18 protein-coding genes, 1 tRNA gene, 1 pseudogene and 1 riboswitch are annotated in these 22,044 nt (G+C 69.1%); of the genes and pseudogenes, 15 read left to right on the forward strand and 5 right to left on the reverse strand.

All coding sequences use genetic code 11. From position 1 onward, the window contains the following. The first annotated feature begins 14 nt into the window (after positions 1-14). The 10 genes and pseudogenes from JHN45_RS21570 to JHN45_RS21610 all read left to right on the forward strand — a co-directional run bounded on the left by JHN45_RS21570 (position 15) and on the right by JHN45_RS21610 (position 11,307). Complete coding sequence (locus tag JHN45_RS21570; RefSeq protein WP_200712253.1) at positions 15-1,316, forward strand: cytochrome P450; 1,302 nt, start codon at positions 15-17, stop codon at positions 1,314-1,316. A gap of 189 nt (positions 1,317-1,505) precedes the next feature. After that, positions 1,506-2,486, forward strand: a complete 981-nt coding sequence (locus JHN45_RS21575; RefSeq protein ID WP_201050098.1) for a transglycosylase family protein — start codon at positions 1,506-1,508, stop codon at positions 2,484-2,486. Positions 2,487-2,679: 193 nt separating this feature from the next. Next, positions 2,680-2,853, forward strand: a riboswitch (cyclic di-AMP (ydaO/yuaA leader). A gap of 9 nt (positions 2,854-2,862) precedes the next feature. Then, positions 2,863-3,552 (forward strand): transglycosylase family protein, encoded by a 690-nt coding sequence (locus JHN45_RS21580; protein ID WP_200712251.1) that lies wholly within the window; start codon positions 2,863-2,865, stop codon positions 3,550-3,552. Positions 3,553-3,877: 325 nt separating this feature from the next. Continuing rightward, positions 3,878-5,164 carry a phosphopyruvate hydratase gene (gene eno / locus JHN45_RS21585; protein ID WP_200712250.1) on the forward strand — a complete coding sequence of 429 codons (1,287 nt, stop codon included), beginning with the start codon at positions 3,878-3,880 and terminating at the stop codon, positions 5,162-5,164. Positions 5,165-5,380: 216 nt separating this feature from the next. Continuing rightward, a complete protein-coding gene (locus JHN45_RS21590) occupies positions 5,381-5,851 on the forward strand; it encodes a septum formation initiator family protein (RefSeq protein WP_307783156.1) in 471 nt (156 codons plus the stop codon). A 35-nt stretch (positions 5,852-5,886) separates the two neighbouring features. Then, a pseudogene (locus JHN45_RS53090) lies at positions 5,887-6,291 on the forward strand (DUF501 domain-containing protein); the annotation flags it as partial. Positions 6,292-6,492: 201 nt separating this feature from the next. Next, positions 6,493-7,479, forward strand: a complete 987-nt coding sequence (locus tag JHN45_RS53095; RefSeq protein WP_236583915.1) for a Ppx/GppA phosphatase family protein — start codon at positions 6,493-6,495, stop codon at positions 7,477-7,479. A 173-nt stretch (positions 7,480-7,652) separates the two neighbouring features. After that, positions 7,653-7,928: a hypothetical protein gene (locus tag JHN45_RS21600; protein WP_201050100.1), complete on the forward strand. Its 276-nt coding sequence runs from the start codon at positions 7,653-7,655 to the stop codon at positions 7,926-7,928. A 457-nt stretch (positions 7,929-8,385) separates the two neighbouring features. Beyond that, positions 8,386-9,771, forward strand: coding sequence for an NAD(P)/FAD-dependent oxidoreductase (locus JHN45_RS21605; protein ID WP_200712246.1), 1,386 nt, complete (start codon positions 8,386-8,388; stop codon positions 9,769-9,771). A gap of 243 nt (positions 9,772-10,014) precedes the next feature. Beyond that, positions 10,015-11,307 carry a cyclopropane-fatty-acyl-phospholipid synthase family protein gene (locus JHN45_RS21610; RefSeq protein WP_200712245.1) on the forward strand — a complete coding sequence of 431 codons (1,293 nt, stop codon included), beginning with the start codon at positions 10,015-10,017 and terminating at the stop codon, positions 11,305-11,307. Positions 11,308-11,373: 66 nt separating this feature from the next. On the opposite strand, the gene JHN45_RS21615 is transcribed toward JHN45_RS21610, so the two are convergent. Further along, a complete protein-coding gene (locus JHN45_RS21615; protein ID WP_201050101.1) occupies positions 11,374-13,902 on the reverse strand; it encodes an ABC transporter permease in 2,529 nt (842 codons plus the stop codon). Between the two features lie 128 nt (positions 13,903-14,030). Beyond that, positions 14,031-14,801 carry an ABC transporter ATP-binding protein gene (locus JHN45_RS21620; RefSeq protein WP_200712243.1) on the reverse strand — a complete coding sequence of 257 codons (771 nt, stop codon included), beginning with the start codon at positions 14,799-14,801 and terminating at the stop codon, positions 14,031-14,033. Between the two features lie 403 nt (positions 14,802-15,204). Here JHN45_RS21620 and JHN45_RS21625 point away from each other — a divergent pair. The 4 genes from JHN45_RS21625 (at position 15,205) to JHN45_RS21640 (ending at position 18,645) form a co-directional block, all read left to right on the forward strand. Further along, positions 15,205-15,288, forward strand: a tRNA-Leu gene (locus JHN45_RS21625). Positions 15,289-15,332: 44 nt separating this feature from the next. Then, positions 15,333-16,256 (forward strand): class I SAM-dependent methyltransferase, encoded by a 924-nt coding sequence (locus tag JHN45_RS21630; protein WP_201050102.1) that lies wholly within the window; start codon positions 15,333-15,335, stop codon positions 16,254-16,256. 127 nt (positions 16,257-16,383) lie between these two features. Then, positions 16,384-17,586 (forward strand): 4-hydroxybenzoate 3-monooxygenase, encoded by a 1,203-nt coding sequence (locus JHN45_RS21635; protein ID WP_201050103.1) that lies wholly within the window; start codon positions 16,384-16,386, stop codon positions 17,584-17,586. A gap of 171 nt (positions 17,587-17,757) precedes the next feature. Further along, on the forward strand, positions 17,758-18,645 hold the full coding sequence (locus JHN45_RS21640; RefSeq protein WP_200712240.1) for a Bax inhibitor-1/YccA family protein: 888 nt from the start codon (positions 17,758-17,760) through the stop codon (positions 18,643-18,645). 95 nt (positions 18,646-18,740) lie between these two features. On the opposite strand, the gene JHN45_RS21645 is transcribed toward JHN45_RS21640, so the two are convergent. Beyond that, a complete protein-coding gene (locus tag JHN45_RS21645) occupies positions 18,741-18,971 on the reverse strand; it encodes a DUF4287 domain-containing protein (RefSeq protein WP_026151524.1) in 231 nt (76 codons plus the stop codon). A 102-nt stretch (positions 18,972-19,073) separates the two neighbouring features. Between JHN45_RS21645 and JHN45_RS21650 the strand changes: the two genes are divergently transcribed. After that, positions 19,074-19,385 (forward strand): hypothetical protein, encoded by a 312-nt coding sequence (locus tag JHN45_RS21650; protein ID WP_201050104.1) that lies wholly within the window; start codon positions 19,074-19,076, stop codon positions 19,383-19,385. A 187-nt stretch (positions 19,386-19,572) separates the two neighbouring features. On the opposite strand, the gene JHN45_RS21655 is transcribed toward JHN45_RS21650, so the two are convergent. Together JHN45_RS21655 and JHN45_RS21660 are read right to left on the reverse strand one after the other, a co-directional pair. Continuing rightward, on the reverse strand, positions 19,573-20,352 hold the full coding sequence (locus JHN45_RS21655) for a hypothetical protein (protein WP_200712255.1): 780 nt from the start codon (positions 20,350-20,352) through the stop codon (positions 19,573-19,575). 283 nt (positions 20,353-20,635) lie between these two features. Continuing rightward, a complete protein-coding gene (locus JHN45_RS21660; RefSeq protein WP_201050105.1) occupies positions 20,636-21,856 on the reverse strand; it encodes an acetyl-CoA C-acetyltransferase in 1,221 nt (406 codons plus the stop codon). Between the last annotated feature and the right edge of the window lie 188 nt (positions 21,857-22,044).

Below are 22,044 nucleotides of genomic sequence, written 5' to 3' on the forward strand. Positions count from 1 at the left end.
GATACCGTCAAGGAGTGACAGACCAGCCTGCCCAGCCGCACTCCCACTCCTCCGCCCCCGAACTCTTCACCTGGGAGTTCGCCACCGACCCCTACCCCGCCTATGCCTGGCTCCGTGAGCACGCTCCCGTGCACAGGACGCGGCTGCCCAGTGGGGTGGAGGCCTGGCTGGTCACGCGGTACGCCGATGCCAAGCAGGCGCTCGCCGACCCGCGGCTGTCCAAGAACCCCGCGCATCACGACGAACCGGCGCACGCCAAGGGCAAGACCGGTATCCCGGGTGAGCGCAAGGCCGAGTTGATGACGCATCTGCTCAACATCGATCCGCCGGACCACACCCGGCTCCGACGGCTGGTCAGCAAGGCGTTCACACCCCGCCGGGTGGCCGAATTCGCGCCCAGGGTGCAGGAGTTGACGGACCACCTCATCGACCGGTTCGCGGAGAGCGGCTCCGCCGACCTCATCCACGACTTCGCCTTCCCGCTCCCCATCTACGCCATCTGCGATCTGCTCGGCGTTCCGCGCGAGGACCAGGACGACTTCCGGGACTGGGCGGGCATGATGATCCGGCACGGGGGCGGGCCGAGGGGTGGAGTCGCGCGGTCCGTGAAGAAGATGCGCACCTATCTCGCCGAACTCATCCACCGCAAGCGCGCGGCCCTGTCCGACAGCCCGGATCCTCTCCCCGGCGAAGACCTCATCTCCGCCCTCATCCGCGCCTCCGACCAGGGCGAGCACCTCACCGAGAACGAGGCCGCCGCGATGGCCTTCATCCTGCTGTTCGCCGGTTTCGAGACGACCGTCAACCTCATCGGCAACGGCACCTACGCCCTCCTCACCCACCCCGAGCAGCGCGCCCGCCTGGAGAAGTCCCTCGCCGCGGGCGAACACGGCCTCCTCGAAACCGGCGTCGAGGAACTCCTGCGCTACGACGGCCCGGTGGAGCTGGCGACCTGGCGGTTCGCCACCCGCCCCGTCACGCTCGGCGGGCAGGACATCGCGGCCGGCGATCCCGTACTGGTCGTCCTGGCCGCGGCGGACCGCGATCCGGAGCGGTTCGCCGATCCCGACGTCCTCGACCTCGGACGGCGTGACAATCAACACCTCGGCTACGGCCACGGCATCCACTACTGCCTCGGCGCCCCGCTCGCCCGGCTGGAGGGGCAGACCGCGCTGGCCACCCTCCTCACCCGGCTGCCCGACCTCCAACTCGCGGCGGATCCGGCCGACTTGCGCTGGCGCGGCGGGCTCATCATGCGCGGACTGCGCACCCTGCCGGTGGAGTTCACTCCCGGAGCGACCACACCAAACCCGTAAACCCGGACCGAACAGGCCATCTCGCCGCGCAAACCCGAAGATGACAGTTCCTCAACTCTGTGATCTTCACGTGATCTACGTGGCATTAACTTGTGACAAGTGATCGATTCCGGCTACGTTCACGTACCAGCGCGGCGCCCCGCAGCACCCGTCGCGCGGTCCCCCCGCCGTCACGCGAAAGGCCTCCGCATGCTCTCCGGGAACGGTCGTCACCGTCGCCCCCGTCAGGCTCCGGCAATGCTCGTCGCGGCCGGCGTGACCGGCTCCGCCATCGCCATCCCCCTCCTCGGCGCCGCCGCGGCGAACGCCGCCGACGGCACCACCTGGGACAAGGTGGCCCAGTGCGAGACGGGCGGCTCCTGGAGCGAGAACAGCGGCAACGGCCACTACGGCGGACTGCAGCTGACCCAGGACGACTGGAACAAGTACGGCGGCCAGGACTACGCCCCCACCGCCGACCTCGCCAGCCGCTCCCAGCAGATAGCCGTCGCCGAGAAGATCCTCGACGCCAAGGGCACCTCCGAGTGGGTCACCTGCGCGCTGGTCGCCGGACTCACCACCACCTCGGGCTCGGCGGACGTCGACACAGGGGTCGCGAGCGACTCGCCGTCGACCGGTGCGACAGGTTCTTCGGACTCCTCGGGTTCTTCGGACTCCTCCGGCTCTTCCGATGCCTCCGGATCGTTCGGGTTGTCCAACTCCGGAAACACGGAGCCGACCCCCTCCGATTCGTCCGACTCCTCCGGTGACTCGCAGAGCCCCACTCCCTCCGCGACGGACAACCCCGCCAAGTCCGACAAGTCCACCACCCCTTCGGCCGACGACGGCTCGACCGCCGCCTCCCCGAAACTCGACGAATCGGACAACTCGCAGCAGGCGGTGGGCAAGTGGAGCCTCGTCGACACCGGCGCGCTCGACGACTCGGCCGACCAGGGGGTCCAGCAGCAGAGCACCGGCAAGCACCGCGGAGCGAGCGCCGAGGAGAGCGTGACGCCCAAGACGTACACCGTCCGCGCCGGTGACTCGCTCGCGTCCATCGCCGACTCCCTTGACCTCGACGGCGGATGGCGCGCGCTGTACGCCGAGAACAAAAAGGTGATAGGCGCCGATCCGTCCGCTGTCGTCGCCGGTCAGACCCTGGACGTCAGTGCTGAAACGGGCGGAAAGTAGCAGCAAAACAGCGGGAGTTCACGTCACGCTTCGCGCCGAATGTCCGCTTTGGTGAAAGTGTGGGATGAGTCTCAGAAGCCCTGATCGTCTTTGAAATTCCGCCGATTCCCTGTCTACGGTCAAGGCCGCTCGTCACCACGAGCCCCGGCTGCCGCACACGCCGAGTCCTGCCAGCGGCCTCCGGGAACAGTCGTCGCGTCAAGCGCCGTAGGCAGGAGCGGGGGACCCAAGGTAAGTGCCGGGCCCGGGAGTCGAGAGACGACCGGAACCGGCTTGGGGTTAAGTCGCGCACCGAGAGGTGTGCGGCCGGGCAACTCACACGGCCCGAACCCGACAGCTCACCTCGCAGGCGTCGGTGAGGGGATTGGGATCTTCCATGCTGTTTTCCAGCAAGGGCAAGCACCGCCGTCCGTCCAAGGCCACCCGCGTCGCCACGCTGGCCGGCGTGACCGGTGTCGCCATCGCCGCTCCGCTCATGGCCACCGGCAGCGCCTCCGCCGCCACCGCCTCCGAGTGGGACACGGTCGCCAGCTGCGAGTCCGGCGGCAACTGGTCCATCAACACCGGCAACGGCTACTACGGCGGTCTCCAGTTCTCCGCCTCGACGTGGGCCGCGTACGGCGGCACCGCCTACGCCTCCACCGCGAACCAGGCCTCCAAGTCGCAGCAGATAGCCGTGGCGGAGAAGGTTCTCGCCTCCCAGGGCAAGGGTGCCTGGCCCGTCTGCGGCACCGGCCTGTCGAGTGCCACGTACTCCGGCGGCAGCTCCAGCTCGTCGAGCAGCTCGAACAGCTCCTCCAAGAGCACCACCGAGCGCTCCACGAGCAACACGACCGCCTCCCGCTCCGCCGAGCGCCCGGCGGCCAAGAAGACCGTCTCCACCCCGACCGGCAAGAAGGTCAAGAAGGGTGACGGCGAGTACAAGGTCGTCAAGGGCGACACCCTCAGCTCGATCGCCGAGAAGCACAAGGTGAAGGGCGGCTGGCAGCAGCTGTTCAAGCTGAACAAGAGCATCATCGACGACGCCGACTTCATCTACCCGGGTCAGCAGCTCCACCTTAAGTAGCACTCAGCTGAACCACAGCGCCCTCACATCCGTGGACTGCACTATGGAGACCTCGTGAGGGTCACCCCCGTCCCCCACGGGCTCCCCGCTCCGGTGCGTGTTCCCCCGTACGCACCGGGGCGGGGCTTTTTTGTGCCCCGCTTTTGTCCCCACTTCTCCAAGTCGCGCGCATTTTTGCCGGACTCTTTGTTCCGTTCGGAAACAATTTACTCTCGGTTCTGTCCATCAGGCGGCCGACCGGATGGCCAATCGCCCCGAGCCGGTTAGGCTCGTCTCGCAGAGCCGCTGCGGTGTTGCCGTAGCCGCGTCAGACCCCAAGAAGGAGATGCTCGTGCCGTCCATCGACGTCGTCGTAGCCCGGGAAATCCTGGACTCCCGAGGCAACCCCACGGTCGAGGTCGAGGTCGGCCTCGACGACGGCAGCACGGGTCGTGCCGCCGTTCCGTCCGGCGCCTCCACGGGTGCCTTCGAAGCCATCGAGCTGCGTGACGGCGACCCCAACCGCTACGGCGGCAAGGGTGTCGAGAAGGCCGTCCTCGCCGTCATCGAGCAGATCGGCCCGGAGCTCGTCGGCTACGACGCCACCGAGCAGCGCCTGATCGACCAGGCCATGTTCGACCTGGACGCCACCGACAACAAGGGCTCGCTCGGCGCCAACGCCATCCTCGGCGTCTCCCTCGCCGTCGCGCACGCCGCCTCCGAGGCCAGCGACCTCCCCCTCTTCCGCTACCTCGGCGGTCCGAACGCGCACCTGCTGCCCGTTCCGATGATGAACATCCTGAACGGCGGCTCGCACGCCGACTCGAACGTGGACATCCAGGAGTTCATGATCGCCCCGATCGGCGCGGAGTCCTTCTCCGAGGCGCTGCGCTGGGGCGCCGAGGTCTACCACACCCTCAAGAAGGTGCTGAAGACCAAGGGCCTGTCCACCGGCCTCGGCGACGAGGGCGGCTTCGCCCCGAACCTGGAGTCCAACCGCGCTGCCCTCGACCTCATCCTCGAGGCCATCAAGCAGGCCGGTTACATCCCCGGCGAGCAGATCGCGCTCGCGCTCGACGTCGCCGCGTCCGAGTTCTACAAGGACGGCAAGTACGAGTTCGAGGGCAAGTCCCGCTCGGCCGCCGAGATGACCGAGTACTACGAGGAGCTCGTGGCGGCCTACCCGCTCGTCTCCATCGAGGACCCGCTGTACGAGGACGACTGGGCCGGCTGGAAGGTCATCACCGACCGCCTCGGCGAGAAGGTCCAGATCGTCGGCGACGACCTCTTCGTCACCAACCCCGAGCGCCTCGCCCGCGGCATCGAGGAGGGCACCGCCAACGCCCTGCTCGTCAAGGTGAACCAGATCGGCTCGCTGACCGAGACCCTGGACGCCGTCGAGATGGCCCAGCGCAACGGCTTCAAGTGCATGATGTCCCACCGCTCCGGCGAGACCGAGGACGTCACCATCGCCGACCTCGCCGTCGCGGTGAACTGCGGCCAGATCAAGACCGGCGCCCCGGCCCGCTCGGACCGCGTCGCCAAGTACAACCAGCTGCTGCGCATCGAGGAGATCCTCGACGACGCGGCGGAGTACGCGGGCCGTAGCGCCTTCCCCCGCTTCAAGGGCTGATACCGGTAACGGGCTGACCCATACCGGGCTAAGCCTTAGCCAGTCGTACGTACGTCCCCGCACCCGGTCCCGTACCGTGTGCGGGGACGTACGCACGTGTGAAGGGGAGGCGGGACATGGCCGTGCTGTGCCTGCCCGGGGGACAACCCCCGGGCCCCCGGCAGAAAAGATCAGGGGATCAGTCGTGACCGGCATGGCACAGCGAGGTGGACATCCGTGAGCAACCGGGACCGGTTCTCCACCGCGACCAGGCTCAAGCTGCTCGGCGAGCAGACGGCGGCCCGTGTCTACCGCTCCCAGACCAAACGGCAGGCCCGCCGCTCCCGGCTCACCGGCCGGGCGGCCCTCCTCGCCCTCGTGCTGTGCTCGCTGATCGTGGCGCTGGCGTACCCGATAAGGCAGTACGTCTCCCAGCGCGCCGAGATCTCCGACCTGGAGCGGCAGCAGGCACAGGCCAAACAGCGCGTCGAGCAGCTGCGCGACCTCAAGGCGCGCTGGCAGGACGACTCCTACGCGGAGCAGCAGATCCGCCAGCGGCTGCACTACGTGATGCCCGGGGAGACGGGCTACATCGTGATCGACCCGGACGCGGCCAAGCAGTCGCGCGCCGAGCTGGGGGCCGCCGACCGCCCCTGGTACTCGAACGTCTGGGACGGCGTCGACAAGTCCGACGCCTCCGACCAGTGAGAACTGACCCATAGAAAGACGTCCTGAAGACAGTCATGCAAACGCCCCCGCCGTCCACTCCGCGCACCGAGCCCACCGACGCGGATGTCGAGGCCTTCAAGCAGCAGCTCGGGCGTCCGCCGCGCGGCCTGCGCGCGATCGCGCACCGCTGCCCGTGCGGACAGCCCGACGTGGTGGAGACGGCCCCCCGCCTCCCCGACGGCACGCCCTTCCCGACGACGTACTACCTCACGTGCCCGAAGGCCGCCTCGGCCATCGGCACGCTCGAGGCGAACGGCGTCATGAAGGAGATGACGGCCCGGCTGCAGACGGACCCCGAACTGGCCGCCGCGTACCGTGCCGCGCACGAGGACTACATCGCGCGCCGCGACGCCATCGAGGTCCTGGAGGGCTTCCCGAGCGCGGGCGGCATGCCGGACCGGGTGAAGTGTCTGCACGTCCTCGTGGGCCATTCCCTGGCCGCGGGCCCGGGCGTCAACCCGCTCGGCGACGAGGCGCTCGCGATGCTGCCGGAGTGGTGGGCGAAGGGCGCGTGCGTGCAGCCGCCGGCGGCACCGGACCCGGCCGACGAACTGCCCGCCGAGGCCGCCGAGACCTCCGACCCCACCGCGATCCGCAGCACGTACTTCTCCTACGTCCCGCTGCTTGAGGACGGTTTCAGCCGCGTCGCCGCGGTCGACTGCGGTACGAACTCCATCCGGCTGCTCGTCGCGGACGTGAACCCTGACACGGGTGAACTGCGGGAGCTGGACCGGCGGATGACGATCGTGCGGCTCGGCCAGGGCGTGGACAAGACCGGCGAGCTGGCCCCCGAGGCGCTGGAGCGGACGTTCGCGGCCTGCCGTGAGTACGCGGAGGTGATCCGGGAGAAGGGCGCCGACAAGGTCCGTTTCGTTGCCACGTCCGCCTCCCGTGACGCCTCGAACCGTGACGACTTCGTCCGGGGCGTCGTGGACATCCTGGGCGTCGAGCCGGAGGTGATCACCGGCGACGAGGAGGCGGAACTCTCCTTCACGGGCGCGACCAAGGAACTGACGGGCCGCGACGACCTCGCCAAGCCGTATCTCGTCGTGGACATCGGCGGCGGCTCGACGGAGTTCGTGGTCGGCGACGACCAGGTCCGTGCCGCCCGCTCCGTGGACATCGGCTGCGTCCGCATGACCGAGCGTCATCTCGTCCGCGACGGCAAGGTCACGGACCCGCCGACCGCCGAGCAGGTGGCGGCGATGCGCGCGGACATCGAGGAGGCCCTCGACCTCGCGGCGAAGACGGTCCCGCTGCGCGAGGCCCGCACCTTGGTCGGCCTGGCCGGCTCGGTCACCACGGTCTCGTCGATCGCCCAGAACCTCCCCGAGTACGACACGGAGGCCATCCACCACTCCCGCGTCTCCTACGACCGCGTCCGGGAGATCACGGAGTCCCTCCTCCGTTCCACCCACGCCGAACGCGCCGCGATCCCCTCCATGCACCCGGGCCGCGTCGACGTCATCGGCGCGGGCGCCCTCGTACTCCTCTCGATCATGGAGCGGACGGGCGCCACGGAGGTCGTGGTGAGCGAGCACGACATCTTGGACGGGATCGCGTTCGGCATCGCCGTCAAGGCCGCGGAAGAGGCTGGAGAGGCCTGAGAGGCTGAAGACAACGACCGACCCGCGGTGCCGCCCTCTCGCTGGTCGTAGGGTGCGGCGTCGGCCTAGGGATTCGCCCCCGACGCGCGCCGGCCGTCGGGCATAGTCGGTGAGGGAACTCACCGATTTGTGCTCGTGGTCGGTGAGCGGAACGCGCGGGACGGGGGTCGCGGATGCCGGTCGGCTTTGTGATGGAGATCTTGATCGTCGCCCTGATCGGGTGGCTGGTCTGGACGCTGGTTCGTTCCGGCTCGCGACGTGCCCGGTCGCGCCGTGAGCCAGGGGCGGGACCGGTTGCCCCGCTGCGCAGCGGGCCGGTGTACCGGACCCCGGCCGCGTCTTCGCCGACGGGTGACGAGGGCCGGCGTCCCAGGCTGACGGTGGCCGCCGAGATCGCCGGAATCCTCGGGCTCTTCGTCGCCCTGATCGCCCTCGTCACCAGTCGCTAGGCGCGGGCGGACACCCCGAATTATTACTGGCCGGTAGTAAACTCCTGAGCAGCCCATATAACGTATGAGCGGTTGCAGGGGGCGCTCGCCACCCCCTCCGGAACGTGTCCGTAAGAAAGTTCGTGAAGTTCTTCACAAGGAATTCTGTCCAGTTGGGCGACCGGACTGCCCCGGTTGGCCCGTCCGGGGTCCTGGCGGGCTCCGGAGCGTGCTCGGCGGCCCCGTACGGGAGTGATTCGGGGGAGTTTCGGGAGGGTGTCGCGGAGGTGTGGTCCAGGGGGTCCGGCGGGACAGAGGAGCAGCTCACGCGGCCTTGACAACGGGGCGAACCGCACCGCGGTTCACCTCGTGCGAGGTGACCTGGATCATGCGAGTCGCGGAGGATAACACAGCCCCTGTGGAAGCTTGTGAAGGGGCGCACGAGCGACCCCCCAGGGGCAGGTGGATACTCGATGGCATGAGCACCACGGAGCGTCCCAGGATCCTCGTAGTAGGCGGTGGGTACGTAGGCCTGTACGCAGCTCGGCGCATTCTCAAGAAGATGCGCTACGGCGAGGCGACCGTCACGGTCGTCGACCCCCGGTCGTACATGACCTACCAGCCCTTCCTCCCCGAAGCCGCCGCCGGCAGCATCTCCCCTCGGCACGTCGTCGTCCCGCTGCGACGCGTACTGCCGAAGGCGGAGGTCCTCACCGGCCGGGTCACCACCATCGACCAGGACCGCAAGGTCGCCACGATCGCCCCCCTCGTGGGTGAGGCGTACGAGCTGCCTTTCGACTACCTCGTCATCGCGATGGGCGCGGTCTCCCGCACCTTCCCGATCCCCGGCCTCGCCGAACAGGGCATCGGCATGAAGGGCATCGAGGAGTCCATCGGCCTGCGCAACCACGTCCTCGAGCAGCTCGACAAGGCCGACTCCACCACCGACGAGGAAATCCGCCGCAAGGCGCTCACCTTCGTCTTCGTCGGCGGCGGCTTCGCCGGCGCGGAGACCATCGGTGAGGTCGAGGACATGGCCCGGGACGCGGCCAAGTACTACACCAACGTCTCCCGCGAGGACATGCGTTTCGTCCTCGTCGACGCCGCCGACAAGATCCTCCCGGAGGTCGGCCCCAAGCTCGGCCTGTACGGCAAGGAGCACCTGGAGAGCCGCGGGATCGAGATCTACCTCTCGACCTCGATGGACTCCTGCGTCGGCGGTCACGTCGTGCTGAAGAACGGCCTGGAGGTCGACTCCAACACGATCGTGTGGACGGCCGGCGTCAAGCCGAACCCCGTTCTCTCCCGCTTCGGCCTCCCGCTCGGTCCGCGCGGTCACGTCGACGCCCAGCCGACCCTCCAGGTCACCGGCACCGACTACGTCTGGGCCGCCGGCGACAACGCCCAGGTGCCCGACATCGCCGCCCGCAAGGCCGGCGTCGAGAACGCCTGGTGCCCGCCGAACGCCCAGCACGCGCTGCGTCAGGCGAAGGTCCTCGGCGACAACGTGATCTCCGGTATGCGGGGCTTCCCGCAGAAGGAGTACTCGCACGCCAACAAGGGTGCCGTGGCCGGCCTCGGCCTCCACAAGGGCGTCGCCATGATCGTCATGGGCAAGGTGAAGATCAAGGTCAAGGGCCGTCTCGCCTGGTACATGCACCGTGGCTACCACGGTCTGGCGATGCCGACCTGGAACCGCAAGATCCGCGTCTTCGCCGACTGGACGCTCGCGATGTTCCTCAAGCGCGAGGTCGTCTCGCTCGGCGCCATGGAGAACCCCCGCGAGGAGTTCTACGAGGCCGCCAAGCCGGCGCCGGCTCCGGCCGCCGCCGCGAAGACCGAGGAAAAGGCCAAGGCCTCCTGACCTCAGGTCGCGCCTGACCCGTAGTACCCGCAATACCCGCAGTACGCCCGAAGGGGCCGTCCGCCATCCGTGGTGCGGACGGCCCCTTCGGCGTTCCCGGCGCCCCGCGTCTACATGTCCTTCTACATGTCCTCTACATCTGTTTTGCCTACTCGTAATGCTCAAGCAGGACTGCGATCGGGCCTGGCCGGTGTTTACGTAGTGATGGACAATTCCGGGATCCGCGTCACGGAGGTGTGCGCCATGGCTGATGCCGCGCTGCGGCTCAAATCCCTCTTCGAACAGCTACTGGGAACCCCTGTCCCGGTGCGCATCCGCGCCTGGGACGGTTCCGAGGCCGGGCCGCCCGATGCACCGGCCCTGGTCGTACGCAATCGCCGCGCCCTGCGCCGACTCCTGTGGAAACCCGGAGAACTGGGCATGGCGCGTGCCTGGGTCGCCGGAGACCTGGACATCGAGGGCGACCTGTACGAGGGCCTCGACGCGCTGTCCTCGCTGGTGTGGGAGCGCGGCGACGACGCCCGCAGCCTCGCCCAGGCCCTGCGTGACCCCGAGGTGCGGTCCGCCGTACGCGGACTGGTGAAGCTCGCCGGACTCCCGCTGCCGCCCGCCCCGCCCCCGGAGGAGGTCCGCCGCAGCCGCGCCCACCTCCACACCAAGCGCACCGACAAACGCGCCATCAGCCACCACTACGACGTCGGCAACGACTTCTACGAGATCGTCCTCGGCCCCTCGATGGTCTACTCGTGCGCCTACTGGGAGTCCCCGGACGGCACGTTGGAGGACGCACAGCGCGACAAGCTCGAACTCATCTGCCGCAAGCTGGAGTTGACGCCCGGTCAGCGGCTGCTGGACGTCGGCTGCGGCTGGGGTTCGATGGCGATCCACGCGGCCCGCGAGTACGGCGTGAGCGTGGTCGGCGTGACCCTCTCGCAGGAACAGGCGGCCTACGCCCGTAAGCGCGTCGCCGAGGAGGGGCTCACCGACAAGGTGGAGATCCGCGTCCAGGACTACCGCGATGTCACCGACGGGCCCTACGACGCCATCTCCTCCGTGGGCATGGCCGAACACGTGGGCTCCGCACGGTACTTGGAGTACGCGAGGGTCCTCCACGCGCTGCTCGGACCGGGCGGGCGGCTGCTCAACCACCAGATCGCCCGCCGCCCGTGGCAGGACGAATCGGCGTACGACATCGACGAGTTCATCGACGCGTACGTCTTCCCCGACGGCGAACTCGCCCCGATCGGCGCCACCGTGACCCAGCTGGAGAGCGCCGGGTTCGAGGTGCGGGACGTCGAGGCGATCCGCGAGCACTACGGGCTCACCCTGCGCCGCTGGGTCGCCAACCTGGAGGCCGAGTGGCGGCGCGCGGTCGGGCTGGTCGGCGCCGGCCGGGCCCGGGTGTGGCGGCTCTACATGGCGGCCTCCGCGCTCGGCTTCGAGCGCAACCGCATAGGAGTGAACCAGGTGTTGGCCGTCAGAACCCCCGAACCGGGCGGCTCGGGAATGCCGCTGCGCGCCCGCACCTGGAACTGACCGAGTTTTCAGGGCAACAGGAAGGGCCCCGTTCCGATCCGGAACGGGGCCCCAACTCGTCTACGGCTACTCGGACTTGATGGCCGACAGCATGTTCAGCTTGGCCGCGCGCCGGGCCGGCCACAGGGCCGCCAGGACGCCGACCGTGCCCGCCAGGAGCAGGAAGAGCGCCATCCGGGCCCAGGGGATGACCAGTTCGTACGTCGACATCTTCGCGCCGATCAACTCACCGGCCGCCCAGCCGAAGAAGACGCCCAGGCCGATACCGAGCACCCCGCCGAAGAGCGAGATGACCAGGGACTCAAGACGGACCATCCGCTTGATGCCCTTGCGGTCCAGGCCGATCGCGCGCAGCATCCCGATCTCCTGCGAGCGTTCGAAGACCGACATGGCAAGGGTGTTGATGACTCCGAGGACCGCGACGATCACCGCCATGGCGAGCAGGCCGTAGACCATGTTGAGGATCAGGGTGAAGACCTGCGCGATGCTGTTGGAGAGGTCCTTCTTGTCCTGGACCTTGACGGCCGGGTTGGAGCCGAGGGCCTTCTCCAGCTTGTCCTTGGTCGAACTCGACGCGCCGTCCGCGGTCTTGACGAGGATCTGCATGTCGGCCGGGTCGGTCTGGTGCGGGGAGAGTGTCGCGTTGTCGAGCATGATGCCGCTGATCAGCGCGTTGCCCTCGTACACCGCGGAGACGGTCAGCTGCTGCGCCTTGCCGTCCTCGTAGTGCGTGGTGAAGGTCGAACCGGCCTTCCAGCCATGGGACTTGGCCGTGTCGTCGTCCACGACGACCTGGCTGCCGGCGACCTTGAAGGTGCCGCTGTCGACCTTGAGGTCGGTGAGCTTGCCGATCGCGGAGCCGTTGACCCCGGTGAGGAACTCGGTCGTGCCGTCGATGCGCGAAGGGGCGTTGCGCAGCGGGCTGCTGGCGGTGATGCCGGAGGTGGTGGTGAGCGTCTTGTCGACGTCGGGGGAGAGCTGGTTGCCGTTCGCCATCGACACGATGTAGTCGGCGCTGATCGCGGACGAGGCCATCTTGTCGATCGCCTGCTGGAGGCTGCCCGCCATCACCGTCATGCCGGTGATGAGGGTGAGGCCGATCATCAGCGCGGAGGCGGTGGCGGCCGTACGGCGCGGGTTGCGCACCGAGTTCTGGCGGGCCAGCTTGCCGGAGATCCCGAAGATCCGCAGGGCCGGGGCCGCCGCCGCGATCAGCGGGCGGGACAGCAGCGGGGTCAGGATGAACACGCCGATGATGAGGAGTACGGCGCCGATCCCCATGGGGGCCTGGCCGTCCGAGCCGTTCATCGACGTGGCCGCGATGACGACCGCGACGCCCGCGCCGGAGAACAGCGCGCCGAGGGTGTTGCGCAGCACCAGCGACTTGGTGGTGGCCGTCGCGTGCACGCTGCTCATCGCGGCGACCGGCGGGATCTTCGCGGCCCGGCGGCCGGGCAGCCAGGCGGCGAGCATGGTGATGAGGATGCCGACCGCGAGGGCGCTGAGGACCGTGCCCGAGGTGATGATCAGCGGGCCGTCCGGGACGGTCGCGCCGATCGTGCCCATCAGGGCGCGCAGCCCGGCGCCGATGCCGATACCGGCCACCAGACCGGCCACGGCGGCGACCGCGCCGACCACGAAGGCCTCAAGGAGCACCGACCGCGTGACCTGCCGGCGGGAGGCGCCGACCGCGCGCAGCAGCGCCAGTTCCTTGGTGCGCTGGGCGACCAGCATGGTGAAGGTGTTGGCGATGATGAACGTGCCGACGAAGAGCGCGATGCCCGCGAAGACCAGCAGCCCCGACTTCAGCCCGCTCATCGAGGAGGCGATCGTCTCGGCCTGGTCGTCGGCGAGCTTCTTGGCGGTGGTGGTCTCCGTCTGCCCCTTGGGGAGGGCCTGGTCGAGCGCGGACTTGAGGGCCGCCTGGCTCGTCCCGGCCGCCGCCTTCACGTCGATCTCGTCGTACGTCCCCGCCTTGCCGAACAGCTTCTGCGCGGTGGCCGTGTCGAAGAGGGCGAGGCTGCCGCCGGCGGCGACATTGCCGTCGTCGGTGGTGAAGATGCCGGTGATCCTCGGGGACAGCACCGGCCCGTCGACCGAGATGCGGACGGTGTCGCCGACCTTGTACCCGGCGCGCTCGGCGGTCTCGGAGTCGATCGCGACCTCGCCCGAACCGTGCGGTGCCGTACCGGACTTGAGGGGATAGCGGGCGTCCTTGGACCCCCAGTAGTTGCCGCCCTCGGACTGGAAGCCGCCGCCGATGAGCTTGCCCTTCTTGTCGGCTATGGCGGTGAAGCCGTTCACGACACCGGTCGCGGACGCGGCGCCCGGCACCTTCGCGCTGGTGTCCAGCATGGCCTGGGTCAGCTCGGGCGTCTTGCCGACCGTGTCGCCCTTGTCGTCCTGGGACTTGGCCCGGACGGCGACGTCGACCTGGTCGAAGCCCTTGGCCGAGCTGTTCTGGAAGGCGTTCGAGATGGTGTTAGTGAAGACCAGGGTCCCCGACACGAACGCGACGCCGAGCATCACGGCGAGCACGGTCATGAGGAGCCGGGCCTTGTGCGCGAGTACGTTGCGCAAGGCGGTTCGGAACATGGGTCTACTCAGTCCAGGTGTACGAGAGGTGAGCCGGGGCGGCGAAGTCCGGTGCCGGCGTGACGAGTTGATGAGCCGTCACGCGGCGGCTCGCGCCCGAGTGACGAGGTGATGGATCGTCAGAGGGCTTAGCTGGTCCGGCCCTTGGCGTCGAAGCGCTTCATGCGGTCGAGCACCGAGTCCGCCGTCGGCTCGAAGACCTCGTCGACGATGCGGCCGTCCGCGAGGAACACCACCCGGTCCGCGTAGGCCGCGGCCACCGGGTCGTGGGTCACCATGACCACCGTCTGCCCCAGCTCCCGTACGGAGTTGCGCAGAAAGCCCAGCACCTCCGCGCCGGAGCGCGAGTCGAGGTTTCCGGTCGGCTCGTCGCCGAAGATGATGTCGGGGCGGGAGGCCAACGCCCTTGCCACGGCGACGCGTTGCTGCTGGCCGCCGGAGAGCTGGGAGGGCCGGTGCTTGAGCCGGTCGGCGAGACCGATCATCCGGATCACCGAGTCCAGCCACTCCTTGTCGGGCTTGCGGCCCGCGATGTCCATGGGGAGCGTGATGTTCTCCAGGGCCGTCAGCGTCGGCAGCAGGTTGAACGCCTGGAAGATGAAACCGATCTTGTCCCGGCGCAACTTCGTGAGCTGCTTGTCCTTCAGGGAGCCCAGCTCGGTGTCACCGATCCGGACGGAACCGGACGAGAACGTGTCCAGGCCGGCCACGCAGTGCATGAGGGTGGACTTGCCGGACCCCGAGGGGCCCATGATCGCCGTGAACTCGGCCTGCCGGAACGAGATGGAGACCTGGTCGAGGGCGACCACCTGGGTCTCGCCCTGTCCGTAGATCTTGGAAAGATCCGTGGCGCGCGCGGCCACTGAGGTGGTCCGGTCGGCGATGGGGGTGGTGGTCACGGAAGGCACTCCTGTCGGGACGACGGTGTTGCTGGGGACGTGTCCCATCCTTCCGGCCGTATCCCGCCGTGGAGTCACCCGCTGTTCCGGTTCCGGGGGCAGCCTTCAGTCGGACTGCACCTCGCGCTGTCATACCTGGGGATGAGGACCGCCCCCGAGGCGGGCCCTGAGCCGGGCCCAGGTCAAGAACCGGTGGAGCACCCTCGTTCGGGCGGTGAAATTCCGTCATTCCGCATACAGGCCCCCACACCGCACGCAAGGCTATTGGCAAGTGCTGATGGCTCTTTCCACGGTCTGATGAACCCTCAGACATCAATAAAATAAGACAACATCGGTACGCCCGCCCGCTGTTGGGGAGACGCGCCCCGATAGGCTCGGGACCTCGATGTGGAGCCCACGGCCTGCCCGGATGGTGGAATGCAGACACGGCGAGCTTAAACCTCGCTGCCCCTTCGCGGGCGTGCCGGTTCAAGTCCGGCTCCGGGCACTATCGTGGTCACTGACAGTGACCCACGGGAACGGTGTGTTGCCGTGACGTATCTGAGTCCCCTGGGATATCTGCTGGGCGTCGAGGGTGCCGCGCTCCTCCGGGGCTTCCGGGAGGGCAGCGCGGACCGGGCGTTCGTCGAGGCCCGGATCGCCGAGATCCGCACCCTGCTGGACACCCCCGCCCTCGCGCACGCCGAGGTGGTCACGGCGGAGCCGGGCACGGTCGGCACGGCCGAGGTCTACCAGGACTGGGCACCGCACTACGACGCCCCCGGCAACGGGATGATCGACGTCGAGCAGCCCGTCGTCCGGCGCATCCTGGACGGCCTGCCCGTCGGCACGGCGCTGGACGCCGCCTGCGGCACCGGCCGCCACACCGCCCACCTGCACGGACTCGGCCACAAGGTCATAGGCGTCGACGCCTCGCCGGACATGCTCGCCCGGGCCCGCGAGCGCCTCCCGGACGTCGACTTCCACGAGGCCGACCTGCACCGGCTCCCGCTCCCGGACGACGCGGTCGACACCGTCGTGTGCGCGCTCGCCCTCACCCACGTCCCCGAACTGGCCCCGGTATTACGGGAGTTCGCGCGCGTCCTGCGCCCCGGCGGACACCTCGTCATCTCGGACGCCCACCTGCTGTCGTCCTATCTCCGGCCGACCCTGCCCCGCCGCCCCGGTCCGGACGGCCGCCCCTCCCTCCTCGACGAGTACCACCGCCCGCTCAGCGCCTACCTCGCCGCGGCCCTCCCGCTGGGCTTCCAGGTCCTGCACTGCGAGGAACCCCGCCGCCCGCGCGGCTCCCTCGTCCCCGGCGCCGCCCCGGACCCGCTCCCGGCCCATCCGTCCTGGGACCTGCACCACTGGTGCCCGGAGGCGTCGGCCGCGGCCCTGGAGGACTCCCCGCTCGTGGTCGTCTGGCACTTCCGGCTCGACGCCACGCCGAAGGGCTCGCCCTCCAGCCGTTGACAGCCCGGCCCGGCCGGTCGGAGACTGAGATGGAGGGCCGAGGTGAAGGAAATTTCACCTCGCGAACACAACGCGCACGCAACGCGCAATGAACGTACTGAACGGCCCGTACTCGAAGGGACCCCCGATGCGTACCACCGTCGGCATCATCGGAGCCGGCCCCGCCGGACTCCTCCTCGCCCGGCTGCTGCACAACGCCGGTATCGATTCCGTCGTCCTGGAGAGCCGGGACCGGGAGTACGTCGAGCACCGGCAGCGGGCCGGGATCCTGGAGCAGGGGACCGTGGACGTGCTGCGGGCGGCCGGGGCCGGGGAGCGGATGGACCGGGAGGGACTGCGGCACGACGGGATCGAGCTGCGGTTCGACCGGCGGCGGCACCGGGTGGACTTCCCGGCCCTCACCGGCGGCCGCAGCGTGATGGTCTATGCGCAGACCGAGGTGTGCAAGGACCTGATCGCGCTTCAACTCGCGGGCGGCGGGCCCCTGTTGTTCGAGGCCGAGGCGCTCGCGGTGGAGGGCGCGGACACCGACAGCCCGCGCGTCCGCTTCCGGCACCAGGGCCGCGAGGACGTCCTCGACTGCGACTACGTCGTCGGCTGCGACGGCTTCTGGGGCATCGCCCGCAACGCCGTCCCCGCCGAACTCACCCGCGTCTTCGAACGGTCGTACCCCTACGCCTGGCTCGGCATCCTCGCCGACGTCGCGCCCTCGCACGACGAGCTCGTCTACGCCCGCCACGACCGCGGCTTCGCGCTCCTCTCCATGCGCTCCCCCTCCGTCTCCCGTCTCTACCTCCAGGTGGAGGAGGACACGGACGCCGAGAGCTGGAGCGACGACGCGATCTGGGACGAACTGGAGCGCCGCTTCGAGACCGAGGACGGGTGGACGCTCGACCGCGGACCCATCACCCAGAAGTCGGTCACCCCCATGCGCTCCTACGTCCACGAGCCCATGCGGTACGGCCGCCTCTTCCTCGCCGGCGACGCCGCGCACATCGTGCCGCCCACCGGGGCCAAGGGCCTCAACCTCGCCGTCGGCGACGTCGTCACCTTCGCGCGGGCACTGACGTACAGGAAGAAGACGGGGAGCGACGAGCGGCTCGACGCGTACTCGGCGACCTGTCTGCGGCGGGTGTGGCAGGCCGAGCGGTTCTCCTACGACATGACGAGCCTCCTGCACCCGGCGCCCGGCGCGACACCCTTCGAGGGGCGGCTCCAGCTGGCCCGGCTGGAGCGGATCGCGTCCTCGCGGGCGACCGAGACGGACCTCGCGGAGGCGTACACCGGGTTCCCCCTGGATGAAACGGATGAACCCGGTGAACAGGGATAAGGGGCTTCTAAGGCGGGCGTCACGGGTTGGTACCAGTGTTCACAGGGGGTGCGGTCCACCGCGTACCGTGGCAGGACGAGGGGAAGATCCTCCCCAAGAGGTAGGGTCAAACTTTTGCCTACCTATTACTCTTGAGGCCAAGGCCGCGCGAGGCGGCCATGGAGGAGTGAAATGAGGAGCAGAAACCCGGTCTTCTCGCGACGGGGGTTCAGCCGCGACAACGGCTACGCGGGCTTCAACACCGCGCCGCAGGCCGGGGGCCCCGCCGTAGGAACCCAGGGCAACCCCTACGCGGCGGGCAACCCGTACGCGCAGAACCCCTACGCCCAGCAGGACCTGCAGCAGGGCGCACCGCCCCAGGCCCCGGCCACCACCGGCCGGATGACCATGGACGACGTCGTCCAGCGCACCGGCACCACCCTCGGCACGCTGATCGTCACGGCCGCGCTCGCCTGGGTGCTGCTCCCGGTCGACGACGCCAACATCAACCGTTCCTACGGCATCGGGATCGGCGCCGCGCTGATCGCGATGGTGCTGGCGTTCGTCCAGTCCTTCAAGCGCAAGCCGGTCCCCGCGCTGATCCTGTCGTACGCCGCACTGGAAGGCGTCTTCCTCGGCGTCGTCTCCAGCGTCGTCGACAACCGCATCGCGAGCGGCGCGGCCATGCAGGCCGTGATCGGCACGATGGCCGTCTTCGCCGGCGTGCTCATCGCGTACCGCGCGGGCTGGATCCGCGTCAACCGCCGCTTCTACGGCTTCGTGATGGCCGCCGCGCTCGGCTTCGTGCTGCTGATGGCCGTGAACCTGCTGTTCGCGGTGTTCGGCGGCGGTGACGGCCTCGGCTTCCGCAGCGGCCCGCTCGGCATCTTCTTCGGTGTCGTCGGCATCATCCTCGGTGCGTGCTTCCTCGCCCTCGACTTCAAGCAGGTCGAGGACGGGATCGCCTACGGCGCGCCCAAGGAAGAGGCCTGGCTCGCCGCCTTCGGGCTCACGCTGACGCTGGTGTGGATCTACATGGAGTTCCTGAGGATCATCTCGATCCTCAACAGCAACAACTAGCCGTCGGCAGGCTGATCGCGAAAGGGCCCCGGGTTCGTTCCCGGGGCCCTTCGTCATGTCCGTCTGTCCGTGGTGGGTCGGTCTGTGGTGCGCGCCTAGAGCAGTTTGCGCGCGGCCCTCCTCAGGTCGTACTCGTGAATGATCGCCTTGGCGTGGCCGTATGCGAGGTCGTGCTCGGCGCGGAGCCAGCTGACCTTCTCCTCGAAGCGGAAGAGGGCGGGGCCTTCGTCGACGGTGCGCAGCCAGTCGGACACTTCACGACCGGTGCAATGGGGGATGCGGGCGAGCATGTTGCGGTGGGTCTCCTGGGAGAACACTTGGGACATCGGCGCCTCCGGACGCATGGGGTGTAAGCCGGTCCTTCAGGTCACCGTGCCTGAGCGTTCGCCCGTTGGCAACAGTCCGGGTGCGGCGCGTAGTCTCGCGGCGTGGTGGATACGACGCGGTTGACTCAAGCGGTGGATCACTTCGCGGACCGGTTGCGGGCTGCTCCGCAGAGCCGTTTGCAACGGGGCGCTGCGGCTGAGGCTTTGGGGCTGGCCAGGGAGTTCGCCCTGTGGGCGCAGCGGGTCGAGGATCCCTCGGGGGCGCCTCGGGAGATGCCGGACGCGGGGATGTTTGCCGCGGCGGATCAAATCACCGTGGCTGTGCATGACTTGGCGGTCGTGCTGGTGAATGACGCCGAAGTCGATGAGGCGCTCGGGTTGGTTGCGGAGGCGCAGAAGAGGGCGGGGGTCTGAGGTGCGTCGGCGGGTGCGGGTGAGTGGGGGCTGGCCGCGCCCACGCGGCGGAGCCGCAAATCGATACAGCCCCGCGCCCCTGAAAGAGAACTCAGGGTGCCGTGAGTCTTGTCTTTAGGGGCGCGGGGAACTGCGCGGCCGGCCCCCACCGGCCCGCACTCGAAAACGCACCCGCACCCCCGAAAAATCAGAGTGACGCTATGACCCTGTCCGCCAGGATGTACACGTTCTCCTCGCCGCACGCGAACGTGAGTGTGTACGCGCCCGAGACTCCCGAGCCGCCCAGCAGGAACGGGGTCTCGCCGGCCCGGAGCGCTGCCGCGAGGCGTTCCGCGGTTTCGCGGTGGCCCGGGGTCATGCAGAGGGTCGTACCGTCGACGAAGACGTAGACGTCGAGCGTGCCGAGCGGCCCGGGACGGACATCCGCGAGTTCTACGGCGGACTCGGCCAGTTCCTCCAGCGTCGCCACCGTGCGTTCGTGGTCGTTCGCGATGGGTGACTGCGCCGGGACGAAGTCCGGGTGGGACGGGTGGCGGCGGCGGGCCGCGGCCAGTTCGGGGGAGTCCCCGGCGAATTCCTCGGGCTCCGTGAACGGCTCGGTCACCGGCTCCAGCGGCTCCAGGCCCACGAAGTCGCTCTGGCGGGGCATGAACAGCTCGCTGTCGGGCAGACCCAGCAGGGTCGGCACCTCGGTGTCGCGGGCTTCCTGGGCGGCCCAGAAGGCGCGCGCCTCGGCCAGTTCCCGCTCCCGCTCCTCGGCCAGTGCCTCGGCCACGGCGGCGCGTATCTCATCCGCGTCGGCATGACTGCGGGCGGCGGGGACAAGGGCGCGCACGGCGGCGGCCCGGCCCTCGGCGAGCTCAATGTGCAGGGCTGCTACCTGGCGACGGAGCACCAAGAGGGTGCGCAGGACGGCGACGCCCACGGCGCCTGTGGCGGCCGTGGTGAGCAGCAAAGCGATCGGCATGGCGCTCACTGACGTACTCCCGGTTCAAAGTCGACCCCCGACTTCCTACATCAGCTTGAAGGGCGGACTATCCAGCTGTCAGTGCGTAACGTCACGAATCGGGCAGGACTTTGGGCCCGATGTTTGGTGGTGAAACGGTCCTGACCTGGGAAAATCCCTCTCCGAAGGGAGATAGGTCACATCCTGGGGGAGATTGGATCACAAATCGGCCCAGAACCCAGGTGGTTGCTGGGTTCCGGGCCTGAGGGTGACGCAAAGTTCCCGTACGGCTACGGGGAGTTGGTCAGCTGAGACGCTCGATGACCATCGCCATGCCCTGGCCGCCGCCGACGCACATCGTCTCCAGGCCGAACTGCTTGTCGTGGAACTGGAGGGAGTTGATCAGCGTGCCGGTGATGCGGGCGCCGGTCATGCCGAAGGGGTGGCCGACGGCGATCGCGCCGCCGTTCACGTTCAGCTTCTCCAGCGGGATGTTCAGGTCGCGGTAGGACGGGATCACCTGGGCGGCGAACGCCTCGTTGATCTCGAACAGGTCGATGTCGTCGACGGTCAGGCCCGCGCGGCCCAGCGCCTGCTTCGACGCCTCGACCGGGCCGAGGCCCATGATCTCGGGGGAGAGGCCGGAGACACCGGTGGACACGATCCGGGCGAGCGGGGTCAGGCCCAGCTCGCGGGCCTTGGTGTCGCTCATGATGACGACCGCGGCGGCGCCGTCGTTCAGCGGGCAGCAGTTGCCGGCGGTGACGAGCCCGTCCGGGCGGAAGACCGGCTTCAGGCCGGAGACGCCCTCCAGGGTGACGCCGGCGCGCGGGCCGTCGTCCTTGCTGACGACCGTGCCGTCCGGCAGCGTCACCGGGGTGATCTCGCGCTCCCAGAAGCCGTTCTTGATGGCTTCCTCGGCGAGGTTCTGCGAGCGGACGCCGAACTCGTCCATGTCCTGGCGGGTGACGCCCTTGATCCGTGCCAGGTTCTCCGCGGTCTGCCCCATCGCGATGTACGGGTCGGGGAGCAGGCCGTCCTCGCGCGGGTCGTGCCAGGTGGAGCCCTCGGACGCGGCGGTGGCGGCGGTGCGCGCCTGCGCCTCGTCGAACAGGGGGTTCGTGGTGCCCGGGAGACCGTCCGAGCTGCCCTTGGCGTAACGGGAGACCATCTCGACACCGGCCGAGATGAAGACGTCGCCCTCGCCGGCCTTGATGGCGTGCAGGGCCATACGGCTGGTCTGCAGGGACGAGGAACAGTAGCGGGTGATCGTGCAGCCCGGCAGGTGGTCCATGCCCATCTGTACGGCGACGATCCGACCGAGGTTGTAACCCTGCTCGCCGCCGGGGAGGCCGCAGCCGAGCATCAGGTCCTCGATGAGCGCGGGGTCCAGCTCGGGGATCTTCGCGAGGGCGGCCTGGATGATCGTGGCGGTGAGGTCGTCGGGGCGCAGGTCCTTGAGGGAGCCCTTGACGGCGCGGCCGATGGGGGAGCGGGCGGTCGAGACGATGACGGCTTCGGGCATCACGGCTCCATTGGCGTTACGGGGGGACTGGCACGGCTCCTTGGGAAGTTACCCGTACGTATGGCACAGGTCACGGGGATCGCTGTGTGACCCTGACCGCAGTTTTCTAAGCGCTTGCTTGGCTCGCCTGGCCGTCCCGGGGGGCTCCGCCCCCTGGCCCCCCGACTTATGCCCACCCACCACCCGAC

The organism is Streptomyces sp. MBT53, assembly GCF_016654115.1.
Classification (GTDB): Bacteria; Actinomycetota; Actinomycetes; order Streptomycetales; family Streptomycetaceae; genus Streptomyces.

Excerpts from the sequence above, each read along its gene's own strand:
- JHN45_RS21575 (WP_201050098.1), top strand. The coding sequence starts at position 1,506 with ATGCTCTCCGGGAACGGTCGTCACCGTCGCCCCCGTCAGGCTCCGGCA.
- JHN45_RS21645 (WP_026151524.1), bottom strand. The coding sequence starts at position 18,971 with ATGTCCCAAGTGTTCTCCCAGGAGACCCACCGCAACATGCTCGCCCGC.
- JHN45_RS21610 (WP_200712245.1), top strand. The coding sequence starts at position 10,015 with ATGGCTGATGCCGCGCTGCGGCTCAAATCCCTCTTCGAACAGCTACTG.
- JHN45_RS21640 (WP_200712240.1), top strand. The coding sequence starts at position 17,758 with ATGAGGAGCAGAAACCCGGTCTTCTCGCGACGGGGGTTCAGCCGCGAC.
- JHN45_RS21600 (WP_201050100.1), top strand. The coding sequence starts at position 7,653 with ATGCCGGTCGGCTTTGTGATGGAGATCTTGATCGTCGCCCTGATCGGG.
- JHN45_RS21660 (WP_201050105.1), bottom strand. The coding sequence starts at position 21,856 with ATGCCCGAAGCCGTCATCGTCTCGACCGCCCGCTCCCCCATCGGCCGC.
- JHN45_RS21580 (WP_200712251.1), top strand. The coding sequence starts at position 2,863 with ATGCTGTTTTCCAGCAAGGGCAAGCACCGCCGTCCGTCCAAGGCCACC.
- JHN45_RS21605 (WP_200712246.1), top strand. The coding sequence starts at position 8,386 with ATGAGCACCACGGAGCGTCCCAGGATCCTCGTAGTAGGCGGTGGGTAC.
- JHN45_RS21635 (WP_201050103.1), top strand. The coding sequence starts at position 16,384 with ATGCGTACCACCGTCGGCATCATCGGAGCCGGCCCCGCCGGACTCCTC.
- eno (WP_200712250.1), top strand. The coding sequence starts at position 3,878 with ATGCTCGTGCCGTCCATCGACGTCGTCGTAGCCCGGGAAATCCTGGAC.
- JHN45_RS21615 (WP_201050101.1), bottom strand. The coding sequence starts at position 13,902 with ATGTTCCGAACCGCCTTGCGCAACGTACTCGCGCACAAGGCCCGGCTC.
- JHN45_RS21655 (WP_200712255.1), bottom strand. The coding sequence starts at position 20,352 with ATGCCGATCGCTTTGCTGCTCACCACGGCCGCCACAGGCGCCGTGGGC.